Below are 21044 nucleotides of genomic sequence, written 5' to 3'. Positions count from 1 at the left end.
GGTAACATACAAAATAGATAGCAGATAGGGATTAGGGGTAGTCCCGCTATCGAAAAAAGCCCGCGTTGAGCTTAGCTCGGCGCGGGCTTTGTTGTTTCTGGAAGGGAAGGTGGCTTTGAGAAATGGATGGGTTGGCGCGGGCGAGGAGTAAACCTCGCCCCTGGCACGGGAATGCCGTCAGGAGCCGGTCTTGAGGCGGAGCATGAGCTGGCCGTCGGTGGCGACTGGATACTGCACGGTGACTTTCTCGATGTGCGCTTCGGCGGTGTCTTGCGTGGTCTCGCTGAGGGAGCTGAGGGTTTCCCAGGCTTCCGTTTCGAAGTTGAAGCTTTCGATTTCGAGGGTGATGCCGCTAGCGTTTTTGTTTCTGTGGTAGCTTACGGAGAACCCGGTTGCGGTGAGCTCGATGTTCACGTGATTGGCGACCAGATCGATTTCGGTGGGCGAACTTCCGAAGGCGTAGTGCAGGAGGTTGGCGATTCCGTCGTGATTCGCGTCTTCGTGCGGGAGGCGGTTTTCGCGGGTATTGCCGAGGTGGGCGAGCTGCCAGCTGGTGTAGTTGCTGTTGGCGCTGTCCTCGGTGCGGGTGACGGTGAATTGGTCGCCATCCGCGAAGCCGGCGTCTTCGAGGGATTGGCTCGGCGTGGCGAGTTCGCTGGCACCGAGAAATATCTGCAGCTCGTCGCCGGAGGCTTGCAAGGCGCTCGCGATCTCGTTGCGGAGCGTTTCCACAGTATCTGTCGTTTTGAGATCGAGCTCCAGTTTCACGGGACCGTTCACGATGGCGATCAGATGTATGTCGGAGCCGGATACGGGGCGAGAGACCATCGCTACGTTTGAGTAGTCGGATGCGACTTCGCCTTTGTCGGCGGCGACGCGGTATTCGAAGGTGTCGGTTCCAATGTCGAGGTTGTCGTCGTAGGTGGTGGAGTTGGCGGCGGTGGTGGCGAGTTGGCTCCAGGTTTGATCGCCCTGCTTGCGGCGCTGGATGGAGAATCCGGTTTCGTCGTTGGAGAGGTCGTCCCAAGTGAGGGTTACCTTGCTGGTTTTGTCCTCGGCGGCGAGGTTGGCGGGGGCGGCTGGCGGAGTGATTTCTCCTCCTCCTTCGCGCTTTACCGTCGCTACGTTTGAGTAGCCGGATGCGACTTCGCCCTTGTCGGCCGCAACGCGGTATTCGAAGGAGTCGGTTCCGATGTCGAGGTTGTCGTTGTAGGTGGTGACGTTGGCGGCGGTGGTGGCGAGCTGGCTCCAGGTTTGATCGCCCTGCTTGCGGCGCTGGATGGAGAAGCCGGTTTCGTCGTTGGAGAGGTCGTCCCAAGTGAGGGTTACCTTGCTGGTTTTATCCTCGGCGGCGAGGTTGGCGGGGGCGGCTGGCGGAGTGATTTCTCCTCCCCCGCCTCCACCTTCGCGAGAAACGGAGGCGACATTGGAGTAGTCGGAGCTTTCACCGTTGTTGGTGGCTTTGACGCGGTATTCGTAGGTGTCGCTGCCGATGTTGACCGGATGCGTGAAGGCGTTGGAATTGGCTCCGATGTTTGCGAATACCTGCCAGGTGCTGGATGATTGGAGCTTCCACTCGATGGTGTATCCAGTTTCTGAGGTCGCATTGTCGGTCCACTCGAGTCTCACGTGAGCGGTGTTGTCGCTGGCGGAGAGGCTGGTGGGTGCGGCGAGCGGTCCTGGACCGGAGGAGCGGCTAACGGCGGCGACGTTTGAATAGCTGGAGTCGCCGGAGCTGCCGGTGGCTTTGATGCGGTATTCGTAGGTGTCGTTTCCGATGTCGGTAGCGTCCACGAATTGGGTGTTGTTGGTGGGAATGGCTCCGGATACGGAAATCCAATTGTCTGTGCCTTGTTGGCGGCGTTCGAGTGCGAAGCCGGTCTCGTTGTTAGAGTTGTCCTGCCAAGTGAGGGTGACGGAATCGGTGCCGTTGTCGCTGCCGTTCAGATTGCTAGGAGCGGTGGGCGTAGATCCGCCTCCTCCTCCTCCGCCGCCGGGTTGGTTGCTAATTTGCACGAAGGCTCCGTTGCTGGTGATGGAGGTAAGGTCGTCGGTAATGCGCGCTCGGTAGTGGCCGTGGTGAGTGGCGCGTACGGCGGAATTGACGCTGTAGGTGGAGCTGGTGGCGCCGGGGATGTCGACGCCCTCGAGCGTCCATTGGTAGTTAAGGGTACCGGTGCCGCGGGCTTCCACGGTGACGGAGAAGGACTCGCCTTCGTTCAGGATGGCTCCTGCGGGCTGTTGGGTGACTTCGAGGGGAGTGCTTACGGTGAGGTTGAAGTCGGGGGAGGTGATTTCGCCCGCTGGGTTGGCGATGGTGGCGTGGTAGGTGCCGTTGTCGTCGGAGGTTACGGAGAAGAGGCTGAGAGTGCCCTCTGTTTGCCCGTCGATGGCGACGTCGTCTTTGTACCATTGGATGGATACGTCTCCGTAGACGCTGGTATAGTCCAGAGTGAAGTCGACGTTGGATCCGCTGGTAGTGGATTCGTTGACTTCTGCACCGTCGTATGTGGGTGCAATCGTGTAAATGAGGGTGTATTCAGTTTCTGAATCGTCCCAGATCTGAGCTCCGTTTTGGAAGCGGAGGCTAAGGCCGTATTCGCCGTATTCGCCTTCCACAATTGCGGGGATAGAGTCTAAGGTGATACTTTCGGTGAGGGGGTTGCCGCCGCCGTCGATGGTGTTGCCCCCGTTGTTCCAGGACCAGTTGTATTGGCCGTAGCCGGAAATGGGGTCGCTGTGTCCCGTGAAGGTGAAGCTCGGGGTGAGGGGAGAGGTGATGACAGCTCCGCTGGCGGTTCCGTGCAGCGGTGTTACGACGAGGCTGCTACGGTCCATGGCAGTGGTGTCGTAGCCGACTTCGGTGTCGAAAGCGTCGTCGCCGAGGAGCGCGTTGCTCGCTGAGTCGCTGTCCGTGGCGACTATTTGGAGGCGGAAGTGCCCCTCGGAGGGAAGGGTATAATCGACGGAGGCATCGACGATCTCATTGGAGCCGTTTCCTGCGATAATCTGGTCGGCTGTCCAAGCTCCGAACTCGCCCGTACCGGTGTCTTTCTTTGAGTAGTAGACTTGCAGTTGGGTGATTTCGTCGTCGTCGAAGGCGCTATAGGTCAGGCTACGCGTTTCTGTGGAATTGAACACTTCGTAGCTGAAGAGAGAGTCAAAGTAGGCGATAGGGGCGATGTTTGGGTGGTCGCGTTCTGTAATGGCAGATCCGATACGGAGGATTCCCCAGTAGTTGAGGCTGGGGATCGTGACTTGGGAGAAACCGTTTTCGAGGTCGGTGATGGCGAGGGTGGTGGGCGTGCTGTCAGCGGAAGCGACGTAGGTGGCGACCGATTCGGATTGGTATTCGGTCGGGCTGGGGAATTCGGCTGGAGTGGGGAAAGTGAGCGTGAAGTTGCTCTGGGAGGTGATGCTTGTTCCGGATCCGTTGAAACTGTAGTTGAGGAGTTGGTACACGCGGGAGTAGTCGGAGCTGTCCACGTAGCTGAGGACGCGAACATCGCCCGTCGCCGCGTTGGTGACGCGCTCGAGGGTGCTAGGCAAGGCAGCTTCGAAGCCTGCCAAGGCGGTGGTGAGGTTGGAGGAGCTCGGTTGGTCGGTGTAGCCGGTGCTTCCCCAAGGATCGAGGCTGACGACCTTGAGGGTTCCGCTTCCGATGCTGGTGTTTCCGACGGAGCCGAAAAGCTGGCTCCAGGTTTTGCTGTCGTAGGAGCGGGTGGAGGATTTGTCATTGCCGAGGGCGTCGTAGCGGAAGACGTTGCTTCCGGAAACGATGAGGGTTCCGCCATTGTTGACGTAGTCCATGAGTTCGGTGAACTGGCTGTCAGTCACTTGGATGGCTTCCGAGGCGAAGACGACTGCGTAGTCGCTGATATCCTCGGTGGCAAAGGTGTCGGGCATGCCGAGACCGTCGCCGCCGAAGGCCACGTCGTAGTTGATCTCAAGCTCTTGCATGATGTATCCAAGGCCTAGATACCAGTAGTGGTCGCCGCCGAGAAGCCCAGGGTCGGGGCCGACTTGCAGGGTTTCGGTGTGCAGGGCGGTGGCCAGCGGATAGAAGATGGCGGCTTGGCTGAGAGGGGTGTGGTCGAGCTGGTCCTCGTATTGCTTGGCGAGACGAGCGATGGGGGCAGTGGCGGGGTAGGCGTCTTCCCAGGTGGCGACGCCGTTGTTGGCGATGGATTCGGCTAGGAAGAGGCTTTGTACGGCGGTGTTAGTGGCGGGCGGAGCGTTCCAGGGCTCGAAGCGGTTGTCGTAGGTTTTGAGGTTGGCGCGGAAGACGGGCTCGAGGTTGTAGCCGTCTGCGTATTCCCAGGATTGACCGCCGAAGTGGGTTTCGCCGAGGTCGCCGGAAGCGTATTCCGCGAGGAACCAGCGATCGGCAGGGCGATTGATGAAACCGTAGCGGTTGAAGTAGAAGCCGATTTCGCGTCCGATCTCGCTCTGGGCGTAGGTGTTCACCTCGTCGACGAGGGTGGCGATGACTTCGCGTTCCTTGTAGCGGAGGAAGGCTTGCCAGAGACGCCAATGCTTGGTGGATCCGAGCTTCACGCCGTCGATGGTCGCGGTGGCGTAGTTGGATGCGGTGACTCCTTCGGATCGCAGGAAGGCCCCGTAGTCGAAGGTGGCATCGTCGTAGCTGGAGTCGACGTAGCTTTGCAGGGTGGTTTCGTCGTAGCGGGCGTTTAGCCAGTCGCGGAATGCTACGAGGGTGGCGGCGTCGAAGGGTCCTGCGTCGAGGGTGACCCATGCGGTGTCGTAGTGGATGGCGTCCACTCCAGCGTCGACGTACGCTTTGGCTACGGTGAGGATGGCTTGGTAGGTTTCGTCGAGAAAGATGCTGGGATTGGACGCGTCGCCGTCGAGGGTGAGGGTCTTGCCTGCGGAGCTGATGGCGTCGGTGAAGCCGATGGCGCTGCCGATGCCCGGGCCGAAGTCGGCGTAGGCGGAGTAGTATTGGCCGCGGTCGCGGTACCAGCCGACGAGAGGCGCGAGGTCGGCGGCGGACGCGGAGGAACTGACTTCGCCGGCGGCGTCGATGCGGACGGTGGTTTGCACGCCGTTGAGCACGGCTTGGTCGCCGCGGCGATTCAAGGCGGCTTCGGACTCGAATCCTCGCAGCAGGAGGCCTTCGGGGTGGGGCGGATTGGAGCCGGCTAGGAGTAGGTTCGAGCTAGCAGAAAGCGTAGCGGTAAGGAGGATCGCCAGAAGTTTGTGAGCCATAAAAACTGAGTTCGGGATTACCGATTTTGGTACCCCTAGGTATTCGGCGCCTTGGCGGGGATACTCAGCTTTTAGAGTCTATAAGGTCGGATTGTGGCTTGGGCGTAGCGCGTTTAGCGAAGTTTTGAAAACTGCTGCTGGGGATTGCCCTGATGGTGGGAGATCTCTCCTCGCCGCGGGTTGGTTGGAAAGGCATGAACCAGGACCGCGGTCGCTCCTGTTCAGCGTTTTTTGCGGTTGCTGTAGCGGGAGCTGCTTTCGTCGAGGGCGGCTCGTTCTTCGGCCGTGAGGCTCTGGAAGCCGGTGCGGGAAATCTTGTCGAGGATGTCGTCGATCTTTTTGCTGCGGGTTATGGAGGGGACGCTCTTGCTCCGGGATGGCTGACTTTTGGATTTGGTGACGATCTTGATGTTTAGCTTGGCCTGAATCCAATCCGTCATGGCGTGGCAACTACGTACGCCCTCGAGGTGCAAGATGATGAAGGCGGTTAGGATCGAGAGCCAGAGGGCGGCGAGGTTGCCCCAGGACTTGTAGCCAAGGTACTGCAAGGTTTGCACGCCAACGATCAGCAGGACGAACCATTTGACCTGGATGTTGAACCACATGGGGGCGCTAGGATAGATGAGGGCGAAGCCCACGAAGATGGCGAAGTGCACGCTGCCTTCGCCGATGAGCGGAAGGTCGCCGATGAGGGGTGAAAGGGCGAGCAGTCCCAATGCTGGCAGGGCTGTCAGGGCGGCGTAGAGCCAGATAAACTTTCTGGTGCCCAGAAGGTTTTCCACCTCACCGCCGAAACGCCAGAAGAAGTAGAGACCGATAGCGAACCAGAGGTCGATGCCGTGCACGAAGGGGTAGGTAAGCAGGGTCCAGATGCGAAGGTCTTTTACCGCCGCGGCCGAATAGACGAGCTCGTTGAACCAAGTGGCGGCAGCCCAGCCGGAGCCGAAAGTGACGATGAGCGCGGTCAGGGCGTGGAGGGCGACAAGGGTATTGGTCGCGTCCATGGGAATCTTCCCAAGGTAGAAAAGCGGGCGGTGGGTATGAGTGGAACGGACTGGATTGAAATTCATGGCAGGTAGGCGCGGCAGCGTGGAGGGAAACCTAGAGGCGGGGAGGCCAGTGTCAAACGGGGAGCGTTTCGGACGAGCCGGCTGGGCATGTAGGAAAATCTGGATACGTATTGCCCGTGGACGCCCGCTTGCTTGGCGGCAGGGGGAGGCAGTTTTATGGAGCCCTTTCCATAGGAAAAGGCTATGGATGGTAGAGAATACAAGTATTTCACATTATAGCCGAATAATCGTATAGTCCTCTCAGAAACAGAAAGAAGACAGATGAACACAGTAAACAAGACACAGTTGATTGAAGCCACCGCCGCCACCGCAGCGGTGATCGGACTCGCAGCAGTCGTCGTCCCGAACCTGGGAATTATGGCTGCTGTAGTACTCGTCGGAGCGGGGCTCGCCGCCATGGCGACTCTCGAAACGAAAAAGCGCGCTTACTAGGCGCTAGTCAGTCGGGAAGGGCTGACACGCGCGGAGCGCCTGTCCCACCCGACAAACGAATTTTTTGGGGTAACATACATACTAGATAGCAGATGGGATTAGGGGTAGTCCCGCTATCGATAGGAAGCCCGCGTTGAGCTTAGCTCGGCGCGGGCTTTGTTGTGTCTGAATGGATTCCGTGGTCGCTTTTAGGCTGTGGGTTTGTCGGAGAAGGCGGGAGGGCTCGCGGAGCGTTTGTCGTCGGGAAGCGCCAGGCGTAACAGGCGCGACTTCTTGCGGGCGCCGTTGAGGGTCTTGCCGATAAGGGTGGGGCGAACGAGCAGGTCGTAGACGAGCAGGGAAAGGCCGACCGTAAGGCTGCTAATGGCGATCAGCTTGACGGACCAGTGAAAGGGGAGTTCGGCGAAGGCGACTTGCAGCCAGACTACCGCGGGCAGGTGGACGAGGTAGAGCCAGTAGGAGGAGTCGGCGATGTAGCGCAGGAGCCGGTTGGGGCGGTCGCAATATTTCTTGAAAAGTCCAATGGATAGGAAGACGAGGCTAAGCATGGTGTAGGCGTAGGCGAAGGCGAAGCCGGATTTGAAGAGGGCGTAGTGTTCGTGGGTGTAGTCGCCCTCGAATTTGGCGAGTCCAATGATGGCGGCTATGCTACCGAGGCAGTTGAAGCATCGGGTCCAGCTTAGGGCGCTCAGCGCTTCGAGCAGGTGTGCTTGGCGATGCAGAAACCAACCGAAAACGAAGAATCCGCCGTAGATGAAGAAAGTGGGAAGGTGGGGAATCAGCGACTTGTCGGGCGTATCCATTCCCCAATGACTCATGAACCAGATTCCGCATGCGATCGGAGCGGAAAGCAGGAGGAGGCGAAATCTGAATTGGACCAACCATTGGCTGCTTCGGTCGGCGAGAAAGACGAGGCGAGTGTGCAGTTTGGGGGAGAGGGCTACTAATCCACGAAGCGCAAGGGTAGCAGCGCTGATAATCAGGATGTAGTAGAGAAACCAGAGGTGACTGCCCACTAGGATGCCGGATGGCAGTGTATTCAAAGATTGGAAACCAACTTTTAGGCCTTCGAGGATATTGACGTCGCCTCGCAGGCTAGCGGCGCCCATGACCCAGCCGCTGACGATGAGCGGGTAGAGGATAAACCAGCCGATGATGAAAGGGATGGCGATGCGGGTGAGGCGGGATTTGGCGAAGCCTCTGAATCCTCGCTTGTGGAAGGTCATGTGGCTGAAGAAGCCGGCGATCAGGAAGAAGAGCTCCATGCGGAAAGAGTGGCTGATCATCATGAAGATTGAAATCAGCGGGCTGGTGGAAATGTCCATGACGGCCCATCCGATAAACATGGGAGTGAAGGAAAGGCTGGCGTGAAATACGATGCCGAGCAGAAGTGCGAATGCTCGTACGGCGTCGAGGTAGTAGAGGCGGTCGGATTTGGCGGGTGCTTGCATGGCTTGGAATTTGGGGTGCGGGGAAGCGGCTTTGTATCGCGGCACACATTCGATAGGCTCAGTGTCTTGGACAAGGCCGCTTCCTACGTTTTACAAAGGTGTATCTAAAATCGTAATACGATTAGTAGAATCGGATTTCTTCGACTTCGAAATCGAAGGCTCCGGGTTGCATGTCGTAAGCGACGAGGCTGAGGCTGGCGATGGTCTTGGTGTTGAGCTTTGTCTGTTCCGACCAGGCTCGTCGCATGCTGTCGAAGGGGATTTTGACTTCTTGGAACGCGTCGCCCGCTTTGCGAGCGATGGGTGCTGCATGGTAGTCGAAGTTGGTGACTTCCGAACTGTTCGCCGAGATCGAGAGATTGCCTTTCTTGATGCGGATCTTCAGCTGGATTCCTTGGTATTGGCTGAGGTCCTGAGCTTGGCCGCTTGCTTCGAGCAGGAAGACGGCGCTGGCCCAACCCGGTTGGCCTCGCGGAGGCTGGATGTTGCCTTTGGCGGAAAGGGTTCCCTCGCTGACTTGGTAGTCGGTGGTGGTCTTGCCGCCGGCCGCCGTGTCGTCGGCGAAAAGGCGCGGGAATCCGAGGCTGTTCGCTTCGGAGTCGCTGAAGTCGTCGACGAGGCTTTGGGTAGCGTTGGCGCTGAAGGCGGTTGCGATGAGGCTGAGGCCTGCAATGAGAGATTTGAGTGAATTCATAATGGGTTTTCTCCAGGATGTTTTTTTGTTTCGCTCGCCGCGTTTCGCTGGGAGCTCTTGCTGTTCGCAGTTAAGTGCCCGCTCGCGCTGGAGGGGTGACAGCTTTTTGCTCTTTTTTTTGAGAAAAGGAGGGAAGGTCGCAGCTCGGTTGGGAGGGGGCGGCGGCGAGCGCTTCTTTATTAGAGTGGAGCTTGAAGGCTGCACTCCTGCAGAAGGCCCGGGGGCATCGGACTTTCCTTGGGTGACGAATCTTTTGTTTTTTTCAGATTTCTTGTCACCTTTGTGATGAACGGGGGCACTTGTCTTCAGAAGCCCATGAATACCGAAGAGGAAAACCCAACTTATTTAGACTCCAGCGACGCGTCGCTGGTTGTCGCTTGCCTTGGCGGAGACCGGCAGGCGTTTGGAAAAATTGTCACTCGCTACCAGAGCTTGCTGTGTTCGGTAGCCTATTCGTCGCTCGGCAATTTGAGCGCGAGCGAGGAGGTGGCTCAGGAAGCGTTTATCGAAGCGTGGAAGAAGCTGAGTAGCTTGCGGGAACCGGAGAAGCTGAAGTCTTGGTTGTGCGGAATCTTGCGTTTCAAGATCAGCCACCACCGGCGCAAGGACGCGCGGCAACCGGTGTTTGAAGCGGAGTCGGGCGAAGCCTTGGAGAACATGGAATCAGAAGCAGTAGGGGTTGAGGAGTCAGCAATGAAAGAAGAGGAGCAGGCTTTGCTATGGAAAGCCTTGGAACGGGTACCTGAGAATTATCGTGAAGCCTTGGTGCTCTATTACCGTGAACACCAGTCGATTGAGCACGTCGCCTATGAGCTGGACCTTACGGAAAGCGCGGTTAAGCAGCGTTTGTCCCGCGGGCGCAAGATGCTGCAGGAGCGCATGATGGGGTTTGTGGAAGACTCGCTTGCCCGGAGCTCTCCGGGGCGTGTATTCACCATGGGAGTACTGGCGGCTTTGCCGGCTGCCATCGCCCCGCCCGCCAAGGCCGCAGGCGTCGGCGTGGTAGCTGCCAAGCTGGGCGTTTGGGGAAAGTGGGCGAGCGTGGTCGCGTTTCTAGGAACCTTTTCCGGATTGATCAGCAGTGTGTTCGCCTTGCGAGCCAGCCTTGACCAGTCGCGTACGGAACGCGAGCGGCGCGACGTGATCCGCGCGGTCATATCCTTTTTTGCGGTAGCGGGTGCCTATGTGGGCGGGGTATTTTTTCTGCTTTGGCTAAGCGGAAAATCGTATGAGAACAGTGGATACTATGCCTGGCTTGCCCAAGTAGTGGTCGTGGGAACCGCGGCCTTTTATTGTTGGATGACGCGCAAGATGTTCGCTTATTCACGCAAGCTGCGGGCTGAGGAGAGATTGGCCCAACCGGAAAAGTTCTTGCAGGAGAGGGATCAAAAGGGGGCGAAGGCTCGCGAATACAGGAGCCCGTGGTCGCTTTTTGGCGTACCGCTGGTGCATATCCGTTTCGCCAAGACGGAGGAAGGGGACAAGCCCGTCTTCGGTTGGATCGCAGCGGGCGAGCAGGCTTACGGTTTGCTCTTCGCTTGGGGCGGATTTGTGGTGGCGCCGATCAGCGTGGGGATCGTCTCGGTCGGCTTTTTGACCGTGGGAGCAGTCGGTTTCGGCGTAGTGGGACTGGGCATGATTGCAATCGGAGCAGTGGCCTTCGGGTCGGCAGCCATCGGTTGGAATGCTTTCGCCAGTCTCTCGGCTCTGGGTGGGGATACGGCTTTGGCGGGCGGATTCGCGATCGCACCGGAGGCGGCGATCGGAAAGGTCGCAATCGCTGCGGAAGTAAACAACGAGGCGGCCGCGACCCTGACGCGACTAGGAGCCTTGGAGGCCAGTTACGTGGGCGTTTTGGGCTTGATCGCCCTGCTCGTGCTGGTGCCCGTGATGCTCTACGCCAAGGGCGTGCGGAAGCGTTATGGCAAAAAGCGCAACTAACAAGGGCTTTTTTCAGGGTTCGCCACCCAGGGGGTAAGGTTTGTAACGCGCTGCCCTAAGGGGATTTGAGTTGAATGGTGGCGTAGTATAGGAAATAACTATGAGTGCTAGTGGAATGAAGTATTTCCAATTATGGCAGAAATTTCGTATAGTTCTCGCATCGGCCAACCGAGAGGTTGAAACCGAATCGAAGCCAAGCTTCGAAACAGTATTTTTTGGGGTATAAACATACACAGACAGCGTTATAGGAGTAGGGGTACTCCTGCTGTCAAAGAGGCCCGCGCAGAGCTTAGCTCTGGCGGGCTTTTACTTTGTCCAAATTCCTCGAGTGCCGTCCGGGCTTAGGATCGATACCAGGCTCGAGCAGCTTTTAAAGAGACTGTCCCAGAAAGCTTACTGGTGACGTGTCATACATCAAACGTAGCACCGAGCTTTAGCCGGCGCCCGCACTGCAGGATTTGATCTCTGCGGTCGCTGGCTGAAGCTCGGCGCTACGTCGCATGCGACATTGGATGCGTGACAGGACACTAGCCGCTTCTGAGCAGGGGCAGCTTGCTGCAGACCGCAGCGCAAACCCGTTTCACAGCGGGACGCGGTCTGGACCAAGGTCCAACCCAACAAAAACTCGATTTATCGGACAGTCTCAACGCGCTGGTCGGAAGGTTTTGCTGGGATGTGCTGGGTTTTGACTGGGCTGTCGGTTGAGGTTCCGAGCTTTCTCGTGGCCACGGGAACCCCCTGCAACGCGGCCTGGTGAGACGGCCGCTCGACTGCGGAACTGGATTTTTTGGCGAAAAGAGGAACTTTTTAATCTCGATTGAAGCTAGAAGTAGTTCTTTAAATCTCTATTTGTGAGACGCTTATAGGTGAATTTGAATAGGTATAGCTTAATCCTATGGGTGCTAGTGGAATGAAGTATTTCCAATTATGGCAGAAATTTCGTATAGTTCTCGCATTGGCCAACCGAGAGGTTGAAACCGAATAGAAGCCAAGCTTCGAAACAGTTTTTTTTGGGGTATAAACATACACAGACAGCGATATAGGAGTAGGGGTACTCCTGCTGTCAAAGAGGCCCGCGCAGAGCTTAGCTCTGGCGGGCTTTTACTTTGCCCAAATTCCTCGAGTGTCGTCTGGGCGCTTCTAAAACAGCGACGCTTAGGCGGCGACCTCGGGCTTCGAATCGACCAGAGTCGATCGGAAGGCAAAAGTTCAGCGTTCCTCTTCGGACTTGGGGAATGGGATTTTAATCTCCTCGGCCTCGACCATCTTCTGGATGGCGTCCTCTAGGTTGATGGCATCTGGGTTGTCGCCGCTTTGTTGCAGGAGGAGTTCGACGAGCTCGGCCTGCTCCAGAGTTTGGGATTGCCCTTGGCCGTCTTGGAAATACGCGGCCCATGGGATGCATTTGGTCAGGGGGAAGAGCTGCCCGGGTTGAGGAGAGATGTCGATGTTGAGGCAGGAGACGAACAAGAGCCGTTTACCTGTGTAGGTCGGTTCTTTGAGGATGCTGCGGTAGGTGCGGTCGAATTCGGCTTGGGTGTTGAATTGGGCGGCGAGGAGGATGGGGGATGGGGCCGTCACGATCCACGGCATCGGATTGAAGAGATTGCGTTCTAGTTGTTCGTGGGAAGGGATCGCTTTGCGGAAGAAGAATAGTCCTGGAGCTAGGCTTTTCCCTATTTCGCGCGGGGTTTCGCGCGGCCAATCTTTCGCAGAAAACTGTTGGAAGAAGCTATCTGCCGCTGCGTAGATCCGGGAGGTACTGAGCGTTTTGAGCAGGTGGGGCTGTCCGTTCTTTCGGGCGACCATCTTGTCGAGGTCGAGCGCTATCCCTTCGGTTCGGGTATCGTCTAGCAGCTGGTTGTCGATGCGTAGGCTCGGCCTGTCGTCTTCGTAGCAGAGCCGGATCTGGCTTTGGGCGAAGGCGTACTCTCGTTGGTACCAGGAGATGACGTGTCCGACTTTTCCGCAGGTGGTCGACATCTCGTTGTCAGCGGTTTGCAGGCGACAGTAGTGGCCAAAGCTTTTATTTTGGGCATCGTAACCGACGTGGCTGGCATGAATGAGGACGAGGTCTTTTCCGTGGTGGGCGTGGGGACCGTGGCGTGTGGTTGCGACCACTCCTCCTGCGCGGCCGTGATTGAAGGGGAAGGCGCCGAAGTGTTTCGCGATGAGAATGATGGGAAAGCCTTGGCTTTCGTCGGAGCAGAAGGCTCGCGAAGGCATGATGTTCCCCTTCTCGAAGCCGAGCGAGCGACAGAGGTTGTAGAGTCGCGGAGCGAACTGGCTGTATCGCATCATCGCTTCCAGGTGAAAGTCGGAGCGGATGGATTGTATGTTCGTATGCGAGGAAAACATGGGAGGCTGTGGGAGCGATTGCTCGACTGGGGAACGGGCGGGTTTGACTTCTTGCTAGGCTAAGGCGAGAGAATGTTTATGCAAGAAACGGAATTCATTTGGCACGGAGGAAAATTGATCCCTTGGAAAGAGGCAACGGTGCACGTGATGACGCACGCGCTGCACTATGGCTCTTCGGTATTCGAAGGTATTCGGGTTTATGATACGAATGAGGGGCCGACTTACCTTTGCTTGCAGCCACACTTGAAGCGTTTCTACGACTCGGCTCGGATTTATCGCATGACGATGCCTTTCGGGCAGGAGGAGCTGACGCGAATCTGCCACGAGGTGATTCGGGCGAACGGGTTGAAGTCTGCATACGTGCGGCCGCTTGCGTTCCGTGGCTACGGTCCGATGACGGTGTTTGGCAATTCGGATCCGGTGGAAGTCACGGTAGCGGCGTTTCCCTGGGGCGCTTACTTAGGCGAGGAGGCTCTGGAAAATGGAGTAGACGTGGGTGTGAGCAGCTGGACGCGAGTGGCTCCCAATACCTTGCCGACCATGGCCAAGGCAGGAGGCAATTACTTGTCCTCGCAGCTGATCACCATGGAAGCGCATCGCCATGGATACACCGAAGGAATCGGGCTCGACGCTTCGGGGCACTTGAGCGAAGGAGCCGGGGAGAACATTTTCGTAGTGAGGGACGGGGTACTGTACACGCCGCCTATAACGGCCGCTATTTTGCCGGGGATTACGCGAGGGATTGCCATGGATCTGGCGCGGCGACTCGGTTACCAGATACGCGAGGAGAGCTTGCCGCGCGAGCTTCTCTACGTGGCGGACGAGGTGTTCATGACGGGAACTGCCACGGAGATTGCTGCGATTCGCTCTGTTGACGGCTTGCCGGTAGGGAGCGGAAAACGGGGCGTCATTACCGAGCAACTACAAAATGCGTTCTTTGGTCTCTTCGACGGATCTACGGAAGATACGGAGGGCTGGTTGGAAAAAGTGGAAATTTACGGATAAACCAAGCTTCTTCCTCCAACGATCCCGCTTGATTTTTGGAGAGTAGGACGCATCATTGGCGGCCTCGGCGATCGCGGCAGACACGGTGTTTGGAACGGATCGTTTCGAGAGGAAGTTACCTTAATGAAAATACGATTGTTGTTTGCTGCCGTCATGGTTTTGGCGTGTGGCGGAACGGCTCTGCTCGCCCAAGACTCGAGTCCAGAGCAAACGAAAGCCCTCTCACCCGCAGATGCAAAAAAGGCCAAGGCTTTGGAGAAGCGAAAGGCGGACCTGATCAAATCGATCCAGAAGCAGGTCACCCAAGCCGAGAAAAAACTGAAGCCGACCGCTGAGCAGCAGGAAAAGCTGAACTCGATCCTTACGCAGTATTATGTGAAGCGGGTTCCGCTGGTGGCGAACTTCCGCAAGAGCAAGGATCCCGAGGAAAAGAAAGTGGCCCGCCGCGAGATTCGCCAGTGGGCGAACAAGCAGGAAAAGGCGCTTGCTGAATTCTTGGACGAGAAGCAGATGAAGACGCTCAAGCGCATCAACCAAAACGACATGGAAGCGCTCAATCCACCTCCCGCGGGCGGTGGAGGCGGTGGCTTTGGCGGTGGTGACGGCGGCGGAGATGGCGGAGGCGGCGGCGACTAAGCTGCAGCCGTCTTCGGCAGTCTACCTAGAAACTCTTGTAGGGGAAGCGGTGATACGCTTCCCCTTTGTGTATCCGGCTTCAACCGATGCGGCGAATCTCGGCTCCATCTCCCGGTACCGGAGCTACGTTCTCGGCAGGCAAGGTGACGCTGCCGGTTTCGAAGTCTCTAGCGGATACGGACAGGGTTTGGCTGTAGAGAGGGGATTCGGCGTTTTCCATGAGGTCGCGGAAGCGGATAAACTCTCCCGTGTAGGCGGCGATACGTCCCATGATTGCGACTGCGGTCGACTCTGCCACCTGGCGAGACTCGTTGAGTGGATTGCCGGTTATGGCGGAGTCGATCCAGTTCACCATTTCTTGGATACGGCCATCTTTATCGAGAACTTGTATTTCAGGGATGGATACGTCATTTCCTTTAATCTTTCCGCCTCCCAATAGCTCGCCCTTGGTTCCGCGGAAGAATTCGCCCACTCGAGAGTAGGTGCCGGAAATTTGGCGGCATTGGCTGTGAATGTGCACGCCGTTTCCGTAGTCCAGGTCAACGCTGAAGAAGTCGTAGCTGTTGCCGGTCTCGCGGCGGGCCCGTCCGCCGAACCCGATGGCGGATTGGGGAAGACGCCCGAGAAACCAGTTTGCCACGTCGATATTGTGAACGTGTTGCTCGCAGATGTGGTCTCCGGAGAGCTCGGTCCAGTTGAGCCAATTGCGCCCCAAGTACTCGGCGTCGCTCCAAGTCGCTTTGCGTTCCCTTATCCATGGTACCTGGCTGTTCCACATAACGGTGCCGCCCACGATTTCGCCCACGGCCCCGGCATCGACGAGGGCTTTGTTTTTCAGGTAGCTCAATTGGTGGCGGCGTTGGGTGCCCGCGAGAATGGAGAGCCCTTTCTGGGCGGCAGTTTCGCCGATGGCTATGATTTCGCGGCAGCCAGGGGCGTCGACTGCGACTGGCTTCTCCATCATCACGTGTTTTCCTGCCTCCACCATCATTGCGAAGTGCAGAGGACGAAAGAGGGGAGGCGTGGTGAGGATGACGAAAGTGGCTCCGCTCTCGGCTACCTTGTGATAGGCGTCCCAGCCGACAATGCACTTGTCGGGGCTAACTTCGAAGCGGTTGGCTGCCGCCTCCACTTGGTCTTGGAATGCGTCGGCCAAGGCGACGATCTCGACCTTGTGCCCCATGAGAGCTGCAGCTTCGGTGAAGGTGCGGATGTTGTGTTGCCCGCGGTTGCCGCAACCGACGACAGCGATCTTGAGGGTTTTTCCTTTGCCCGGATTGGCGGCCCCGAGTCCGGAAAGGAAGGCGCTGGTTGCTAGGGCGGACGTGGCGGCGGTGTGTACGAACTTGCGTCTGGTAACTTGCATATTTTTGGGGGCAGGGTGAGTTGTATAAGGTTATTTGATACGATGTGTAAGGAAATCTAGGGCTTCCTGAGTCTATCGATTCAGGATCGAAGACTAAGGCGTACGTCGCTGGGGGAAAGCTTCTTTTCGGTTAACGATTCAAAAGAGGTCCGATTAAAGCTTTGTCCCGTATTCGCGAGGGTAGGGCTGTCTGGCCCAGACAGCCGCGTTGCAGGATCATTCCTCCGCGGCGGACGCCCTACCTGTACGCTGTTATAATCGCACCCATTCAAGCGAGGAGCTTATCGGTTGCCTTGAAGGAGGGCTTGGGCAGGGTGGTGCTGGATGAAGTTAGAGGGGCAGCAATCGAGGAGGTTTTCTTTTCAAGCGCTTGACTACGCGGCGATGTCGGGATTTCTGGCGTATTCGTCGTGCGTGACGGCGATTCCGATCTGCTTGGTCGCGATCACGAAGGATTTGGGAATGTCGCTTTCGCAAGCGGGTGGCTTGGAAATGGCGAAGGGTATCCTTGTTTTGGGTACTTTGCTGGTGAGCGGATTCGTGGCGGCTCGCTTTGGAAAGGCGCGATCGATTGGGGTTTCGAGTCTGGTGATGGGGGTAGGGATGGCGCTGTATGGCCTGGCGCCCAGCTACGGTGCCTTATTTCTTGCGGTGGCGTTGTTGGGCTTCGGGGGTGGCGTTATCGAAGCCTTGATCAATCCTTTGGTGCAGGAGCTGCACCCCGATGACTCGGGGCGCTACTTGAACTTGATCAATGCCTTCTGGTCGGTGGGTGTACTGGCTACCATGCTGGGAACGGGAGAGGCGTTGACCCAGCTGGTCTCCTGGCGGACGGTGATGTTTAGCTTGGGCGGGTTTTGTTTCCTGACTGGCGTTGTGTTTTTGGCATTGCGAGAGAAGGGGCGGATTCGGGAAGAGGGAGAACTCTCCGCCGTTTTTGCCCACAAGTGGAAGATCCTGCGCCAGCGGCGCTTTTGGCTGTTTACGGCATTGATGTTTTTGGGAGGGGCGGCGGAAGGAGCGTTCACTTACTGGAGCGCTAGCTTGCTGCAGCTCGAGCACGGGGCGGCTCCTCGCGCGGCGGGGATAGGAGTGGCCTTGTTTGCTGGAGGCATGATTGTGGCGCGGCTGCTCTGGGGTTGGCTAATTCCGCAAGCTCGCCTCTGGCACCTATTGTTGGCTTCGGCGTTGGGAGGACTTTTGGTGAGCGTAGCTTTTCCTTTAACGGATAGCATGTGGGCCCTCTACTTGAACTTGTTTTTCGCGGGGATCTCGATGGCTTGCTTTTGGCCGACGCTGCAGTCCTATGCGGTGGATCGCATGGAGTGCGACCCGACCAGCGCTTTCATTCTGTTGTCCTGCGGAGGGATCGCGGGTTTCGCTTCCGTGACTTGGACGATGGGCTTGGTGGGCGACTGGGTCGGTTTGCGAGCCAGCTTTTGGATCGTGCCGAGCTATTTGGGAATCATGGTTCTTTTATTGTGCGTCGAAAGGGGCCGCTCTCCCGCCTCGCTTCCTCAGAGTGGCGGGGAGGCGTGAGCTCATGCGGGCGGCTCTCATTCTTCAGGCTCGAGGCGATAGAATTTTCTGAGTCCGTCGTTTAGTGGAAATTCAAGGGTGGCTGTATTTCCTGATTGTAGTGGCTTTGTTGATACTGGATTCCAGGTCGAGAGGTCGTGCGATGAGACGAGGCGAAAGTTCTGGGCGGAGTCTACTTGCCAACTGAGCGAAAGGGTTGAGTGTTGGCGGATGATGCTTAGTTTGGGGGCGACGAGTGGGGCTTCTTCCGCTGGTAGGACGTAGAGGCTGAGGCGGAGGGCTCCGGGGGCGGGTTCAGGAGCGGTGTCGCCAGTGCCGTCGTCGTTGGACCAAGGGGTCAGCACGATGTCAAAGGTGCCCGCTTGGCTAGGGATGCCGGTAATGATGCCGATGTCGGTAGCGATTACTCCATCGACCACGGATTTGCGCAGGCGCAGGTCTGTCAACCGCATGCCGGGGGGTAAGTCACCCGTGAGGCTCCAAGATAAGGGCGTGATGGTGTTTTGAAACCTGATGACGGCTTCGACGCCGACTTTGAGTTCTGGGGTGTTGATGTATTCAACATCGTAAGACGAGGTGCTCGCTCCGGAGAGGGCGTGGGGCGTTGACAGGGCGGCCGCGGGTAAGGCGATGGACTGGAGGATGCGAGCGACCGGCGAGGTCGCTTGTAGCTGCTTGGCGGTGAGCAGGAGCTTTAGGGTGGGGCTGCGTTGCAGTGCGAGCAGCAGGAACACGAGAGTCCAGTGCAGGCGGACGGATAGGCATTTCTGTAGCAGGTAGAGTTTCACGGACGGCTAGGCGAGTGCGGTAACGCCTTTATGTCGGTGAATTTTAGGGCAAGCAGTAGTTTCGCTCAGCGGGGGCGGGAGGAGGGACGGAGGGGCCGGAGAGGGGGCTACGGGTAGACGGAGAGTAGAGTCTAGCGGTGGATCGTGAATTGCTTGCTTGGTCCTGCTACGCGGCGTGCTGCGAGCAGAGAGCCCTGCGGGCGATGCGGAGGGCTGGGATGCTGTGCTGCGGTCGCTGGCCGGGGCACCGCCCTAGGGGTCGGGCGCGAAGCGGTAGAACTCGGTTTGTGTGAGGGGAATTTGGATACTGGATTGATCGCCGTTTTTTATGGGAGTGAGGGTGATGGGGGCCCATTGGACGAGGTCGGTGGAACGGGTGAGCTGGTAGGATCCAACTTCGGCGGTGGTCCAGTAGAGCGTAAGGGTTTGCTGGTTTCGCTGATAGTGGAGCTTTGGGGGAGGGCCGTCGGCTGCGGAGATGTCGAAGGCGATGCTGAGCAGTTGGGGCGCGGTGTTGCCTTGGCCGTCCTTGAGGCTCCAGGGCTTGAGGATGAGACCGTAGGGGCCAGGGGTGGTGGGGGTGCCTTTGATGACGGGAAATGGAGTGTTGATCACGCCGTCAATGAGCTGCGCTTCGTTGAAGATGTCGGTGGCGACCAGGCCGGGAGGCAGCTCGCCGTCGATGGTCCAGGAGGCTGCGGTAACGGTGTTGGAAATGTCGATCGTCGTTCTAATGCCTACTTGCCCGGATTCGATGTGAAGAATGCTTTTGTTGCCGACGGTGTAGGTGGATTCGTTGACGTTGTACTTTGAAACGGTGGCTCCAGAGAGGGCGTGCGGGGCGGCAAGACCTGCGGTGGAGAAAAAGGCTTTTTGAAGGATCTGAACGCTAGGGAGTGAAAGGCGGGAAAGGAATGCGGACGACAAAGTCGGTGCCCGTTGTAACAGCAATGCAATTACAGCTAGGCAGATGCGTAGCTTTATATTTATTCGGACGAACATGGAATCGCAAAAAATCGTGTGACAAGCACGCTCCTACAGAAATAGCCCTTAGATCGCTGACTTGACGAAGCCGAGTGGTGGCGCGAGGGAGTAAGGGTCGTAGAAGTTTTGGATGTTGGGGAAGACGGTTTCGAGGTCGCCGTTGGATACGCCGAACCATTTGGCGATCTCGCCGCAGTACTGGTCTACGGATGTAGTGGGAATTTGGCGACCACGGCCGGTGTCGAGATCGGATCCGATATGGAGGTCCGGGTAGGTTCCGTAGATTCTGCCGCCTTGCACGGGGCCACCGATGACGAAAGCGTTGCCGCCCCAGCCGTGGTCTGAGCCGGCGTCGTTGGACGTCAAGGTGCGGCCGAAGTCGGAGACGGAGAAAGTGAGTACGTTCTCTTGCTCGCCGATTTCCTCGAGCGCTTTCTGGAAGGCGTAGAGGCTCTCGGAGAGGTCGGGATACATGTTGTTTTGGCTGTCCAGCAAAGTGGTATGGTGGTCCCATCCGCCGAGTCGCACGAAGAAGGTTTGCCGTTTCATCTTCAGCTTATTGTGGGCGGCGATGGTGCGGGCGACGGTTTTGAGATTGTTTCCGAAAGCGGTGTTGGGGAAGCCTTGTTCGACGAAGGTGTTGTCGAAGGCGTCGTTGAAGGCGATGGAGGACTCTATGAAGCGCTTGCTGTTGCGTCCGAAGTTTTTCTGGAAGAGGTTCTTGTAGTTTTCGGTGAGGAGGCTGTCTACGGCGGCTCGCTCGAGCGGGTCGCTGTAGGCGATCATGTCGGCTCCTCCGTCGTTGTTGGCTACGAAGGAAAAGGCTTCGTCGCTGGTTTGGAAGATGTTGAGGCCGCTGACCGAGATGTTCATCGAGATCTGAGATTCCGCGTTGAGGGAGGCGAGCAGTTCGGAGGCTCTTCCGCCCCAGCCGCCCGGCTTTCCGCCGCGGACTTGCGGGAGGCAGGTTTGCCAATGGGCTTGTTGGTCGGAATGGGAGAACAGGCCCTTGGGTAGATAGCGGCGGGCTTGGTAGTCGGCTTTGGTTATGGGTTGTATGAGGGTTCCGACGTTGGCTACGAAAGCTAGCTTTTGCTCGTTGTAGAGGGTTTGGAATCGGTTTAGTTTTGGGTGGACTCCAAATTCTGAATACGCTTGGCCTTCGGTGGCGATGGGCAGGATGTTGAACTGCGGGTCGGAGTCGTCCTTGGGCACGGCGAGGTTGTCGCGGGTGTTGGCGTAGGTGTTGTAGGCCTCATTTTGGCGAGGGACGAGCATGTTGAACGAGTCGTTCCCCCCGGCGAGGAAGATACAAACGAGGGCTTTGTAGTTGTCGTCTGAGTTGATGTTGGGCGTGTTGGCGGCTGCGGCGCTGGTAAGCTTGAGCGAGAGCAGGCTGGAGAAGAGGGCGGTGGAACCGACCGCGGCGCAGGGGGCTTCTCCGAGAAAGCGGCGGCGGGTGATGAGGCGTTTGTCTTTTGAGCTGCTCATTGTTGGGGGGGGGAGATTGAATTGCAATTTGGAGGAATCGCGGCACAAGGCCGCTTCCCA

At 57.7% G+C, this 21044-nt stretch carries 14 protein-coding genes; 5 read left to right on the top strand and 9 right to left on the bottom strand.

The window, feature by feature from the left end:
* Nucleotides 1–177: 177 nt before the first annotated feature.
* Both IEN85_RS16860 and IEN85_RS16855 read right to left on the bottom strand, forming a co-directional pair.
* Nucleotides 178–5229 carry a fibronectin type III domain-containing protein gene (locus IEN85_RS16860; protein ID WP_191618275.1) on the bottom strand — a complete coding sequence of 1684 codons (5052 nt, stop codon included), beginning with the start codon at nt 5227–5229 and terminating at the stop codon, nt 178–180.
* A 221-nt stretch (nt 5230–5450) separates the two neighbouring features.
* Entirely contained in the window at nt 5451–6299 is an 849-nt protein-coding gene (locus IEN85_RS16855) for a rhomboid family intramembrane serine protease (protein WP_191618274.1), read from the bottom strand.
* 261 nt (nt 6300–6560) lie between these two features.
* Here IEN85_RS16855 and IEN85_RS16850 point away from each other — a divergent pair, with 261 nt between their 5' ends.
* Complete coding sequence (locus tag IEN85_RS16850; protein WP_191618273.1) at nt 6561–6731, top strand: hypothetical protein; 171 nt, start codon at nt 6561–6563, stop codon at nt 6729–6731.
* A 188-nt stretch (nt 6732–6919) separates the two neighbouring features.
* Here IEN85_RS16850 and IEN85_RS16845 read toward each other — a convergent pair whose 3' ends face one another.
* The gene (locus IEN85_RS16845) at nt 6920–8182 is read right to left on the bottom strand and encodes an acyltransferase family protein (protein WP_191618272.1); all 1263 of its coding nucleotides are present in this window, start codon (nt 8180–8182) and stop codon (nt 6920–6922) included.
* Between the two features lie 121 nt (nt 8183–8303).
* The gene (locus tag IEN85_RS16840; protein ID WP_191618271.1) at nt 8304–8876 is read right to left on the bottom strand and encodes a CIA30 family protein; all 573 of its coding nucleotides are present in this window, start codon (nt 8874–8876) and stop codon (nt 8304–8306) included.
* Between the two features lie 315 nt (nt 8877–9191).
* Here IEN85_RS16840 and IEN85_RS16835 point away from each other — a divergent pair, with 315 nt between their 5' ends.
* Complete coding sequence (locus tag IEN85_RS16835) at nt 9192–10817, top strand: RNA polymerase sigma factor (RefSeq protein ID WP_191618270.1); 1626 nt, start codon at nt 9192–9194, stop codon at nt 10815–10817.
* A 1209-nt stretch (nt 10818–12026) separates the two neighbouring features.
* Here IEN85_RS16835 and IEN85_RS16830 read toward each other — a convergent pair.
* Nucleotides 12027–13175 carry a hypothetical protein gene (locus tag IEN85_RS16830; RefSeq protein ID WP_191618269.1) on the bottom strand — a complete coding sequence of 383 codons (1149 nt, stop codon included), beginning with the start codon at nt 13173–13175 and terminating at the stop codon, nt 12027–12029.
* A 78-nt stretch (nt 13176–13253) separates the two neighbouring features.
* Here IEN85_RS16830 and IEN85_RS16825 point away from each other — a divergent pair, with 78 nt between their 5' ends.
* A complete protein-coding gene (locus IEN85_RS16825) occupies nt 13254–14180 on the top strand; it encodes a branched-chain amino acid transaminase (protein ID WP_224772693.1) in 927 nt (308 codons plus the stop codon).
* Between the two features lie 123 nt (nt 14181–14303).
* Nucleotides 14304–14816, top strand: a complete 513-nt coding sequence (locus IEN85_RS16820) for a hypothetical protein (protein WP_191618267.1) — start codon at nt 14304–14306, stop codon at nt 14814–14816.
* A 79-nt stretch (nt 14817–14895) separates the two neighbouring features.
* On the opposite strand, the gene IEN85_RS16815 is transcribed toward IEN85_RS16820, so the two are convergent.
* Nucleotides 14896–16182 carry a Gfo/Idh/MocA family protein gene (locus tag IEN85_RS16815; RefSeq protein ID WP_191618266.1) on the bottom strand — a complete coding sequence of 429 codons (1287 nt, stop codon included), beginning with the start codon at nt 16180–16182 and terminating at the stop codon, nt 14896–14898.
* A gap of 384 nt (nt 16183–16566) precedes the next feature.
* Here IEN85_RS16815 and IEN85_RS16810 point away from each other — a divergent pair, with 384 nt between their 5' ends.
* Complete coding sequence (locus IEN85_RS16810; protein ID WP_191618265.1) at nt 16567–17721, top strand: MFS transporter; 1155 nt, start codon at nt 16567–16569, stop codon at nt 17719–17721.
* A 17-nt stretch (nt 17722–17738) separates the two neighbouring features.
* On the opposite strand, the gene IEN85_RS16805 is transcribed toward IEN85_RS16810, so the two are convergent.
* The 3 genes from IEN85_RS16805 to IEN85_RS16795 form a co-directional block, all read right to left on the bottom strand.
* Nucleotides 17739–18509, bottom strand: a complete 771-nt coding sequence (locus IEN85_RS16805; RefSeq protein WP_191618264.1) for a hypothetical protein — start codon at nt 18507–18509, stop codon at nt 17739–17741.
* Between the two features lie 252 nt (nt 18510–18761).
* Nucleotides 18762–19436: a hypothetical protein gene (locus IEN85_RS16800; RefSeq protein ID WP_191618263.1), complete on the bottom strand. Its 675-nt coding sequence runs from the start codon at nt 19434–19436 to the stop codon at nt 18762–18764.
* A 123-nt stretch (nt 19437–19559) separates the two neighbouring features.
* On the bottom strand, nt 19560–20984 hold the full coding sequence (locus IEN85_RS16795) for a DUF1501 domain-containing protein (protein WP_191618262.1): 1425 nt from the start codon (nt 20982–20984) through the stop codon (nt 19560–19562).
* Between the last annotated feature and the right edge of the window lie 60 nt (nt 20985–21044).

The organism is Pelagicoccus enzymogenes, from assembly GCF_014803405.1.
GTDB classification, from domain to species: Bacteria; Verrucomicrobiota; Verrucomicrobiia; order Opitutales; family Opitutaceae; genus Pelagicoccus; species Pelagicoccus enzymogenes.
The sequence above is the reverse complement of the archived record's forward strand: the minus strand, read 5'-3'. Positions and strand labels throughout refer to the sequence as shown.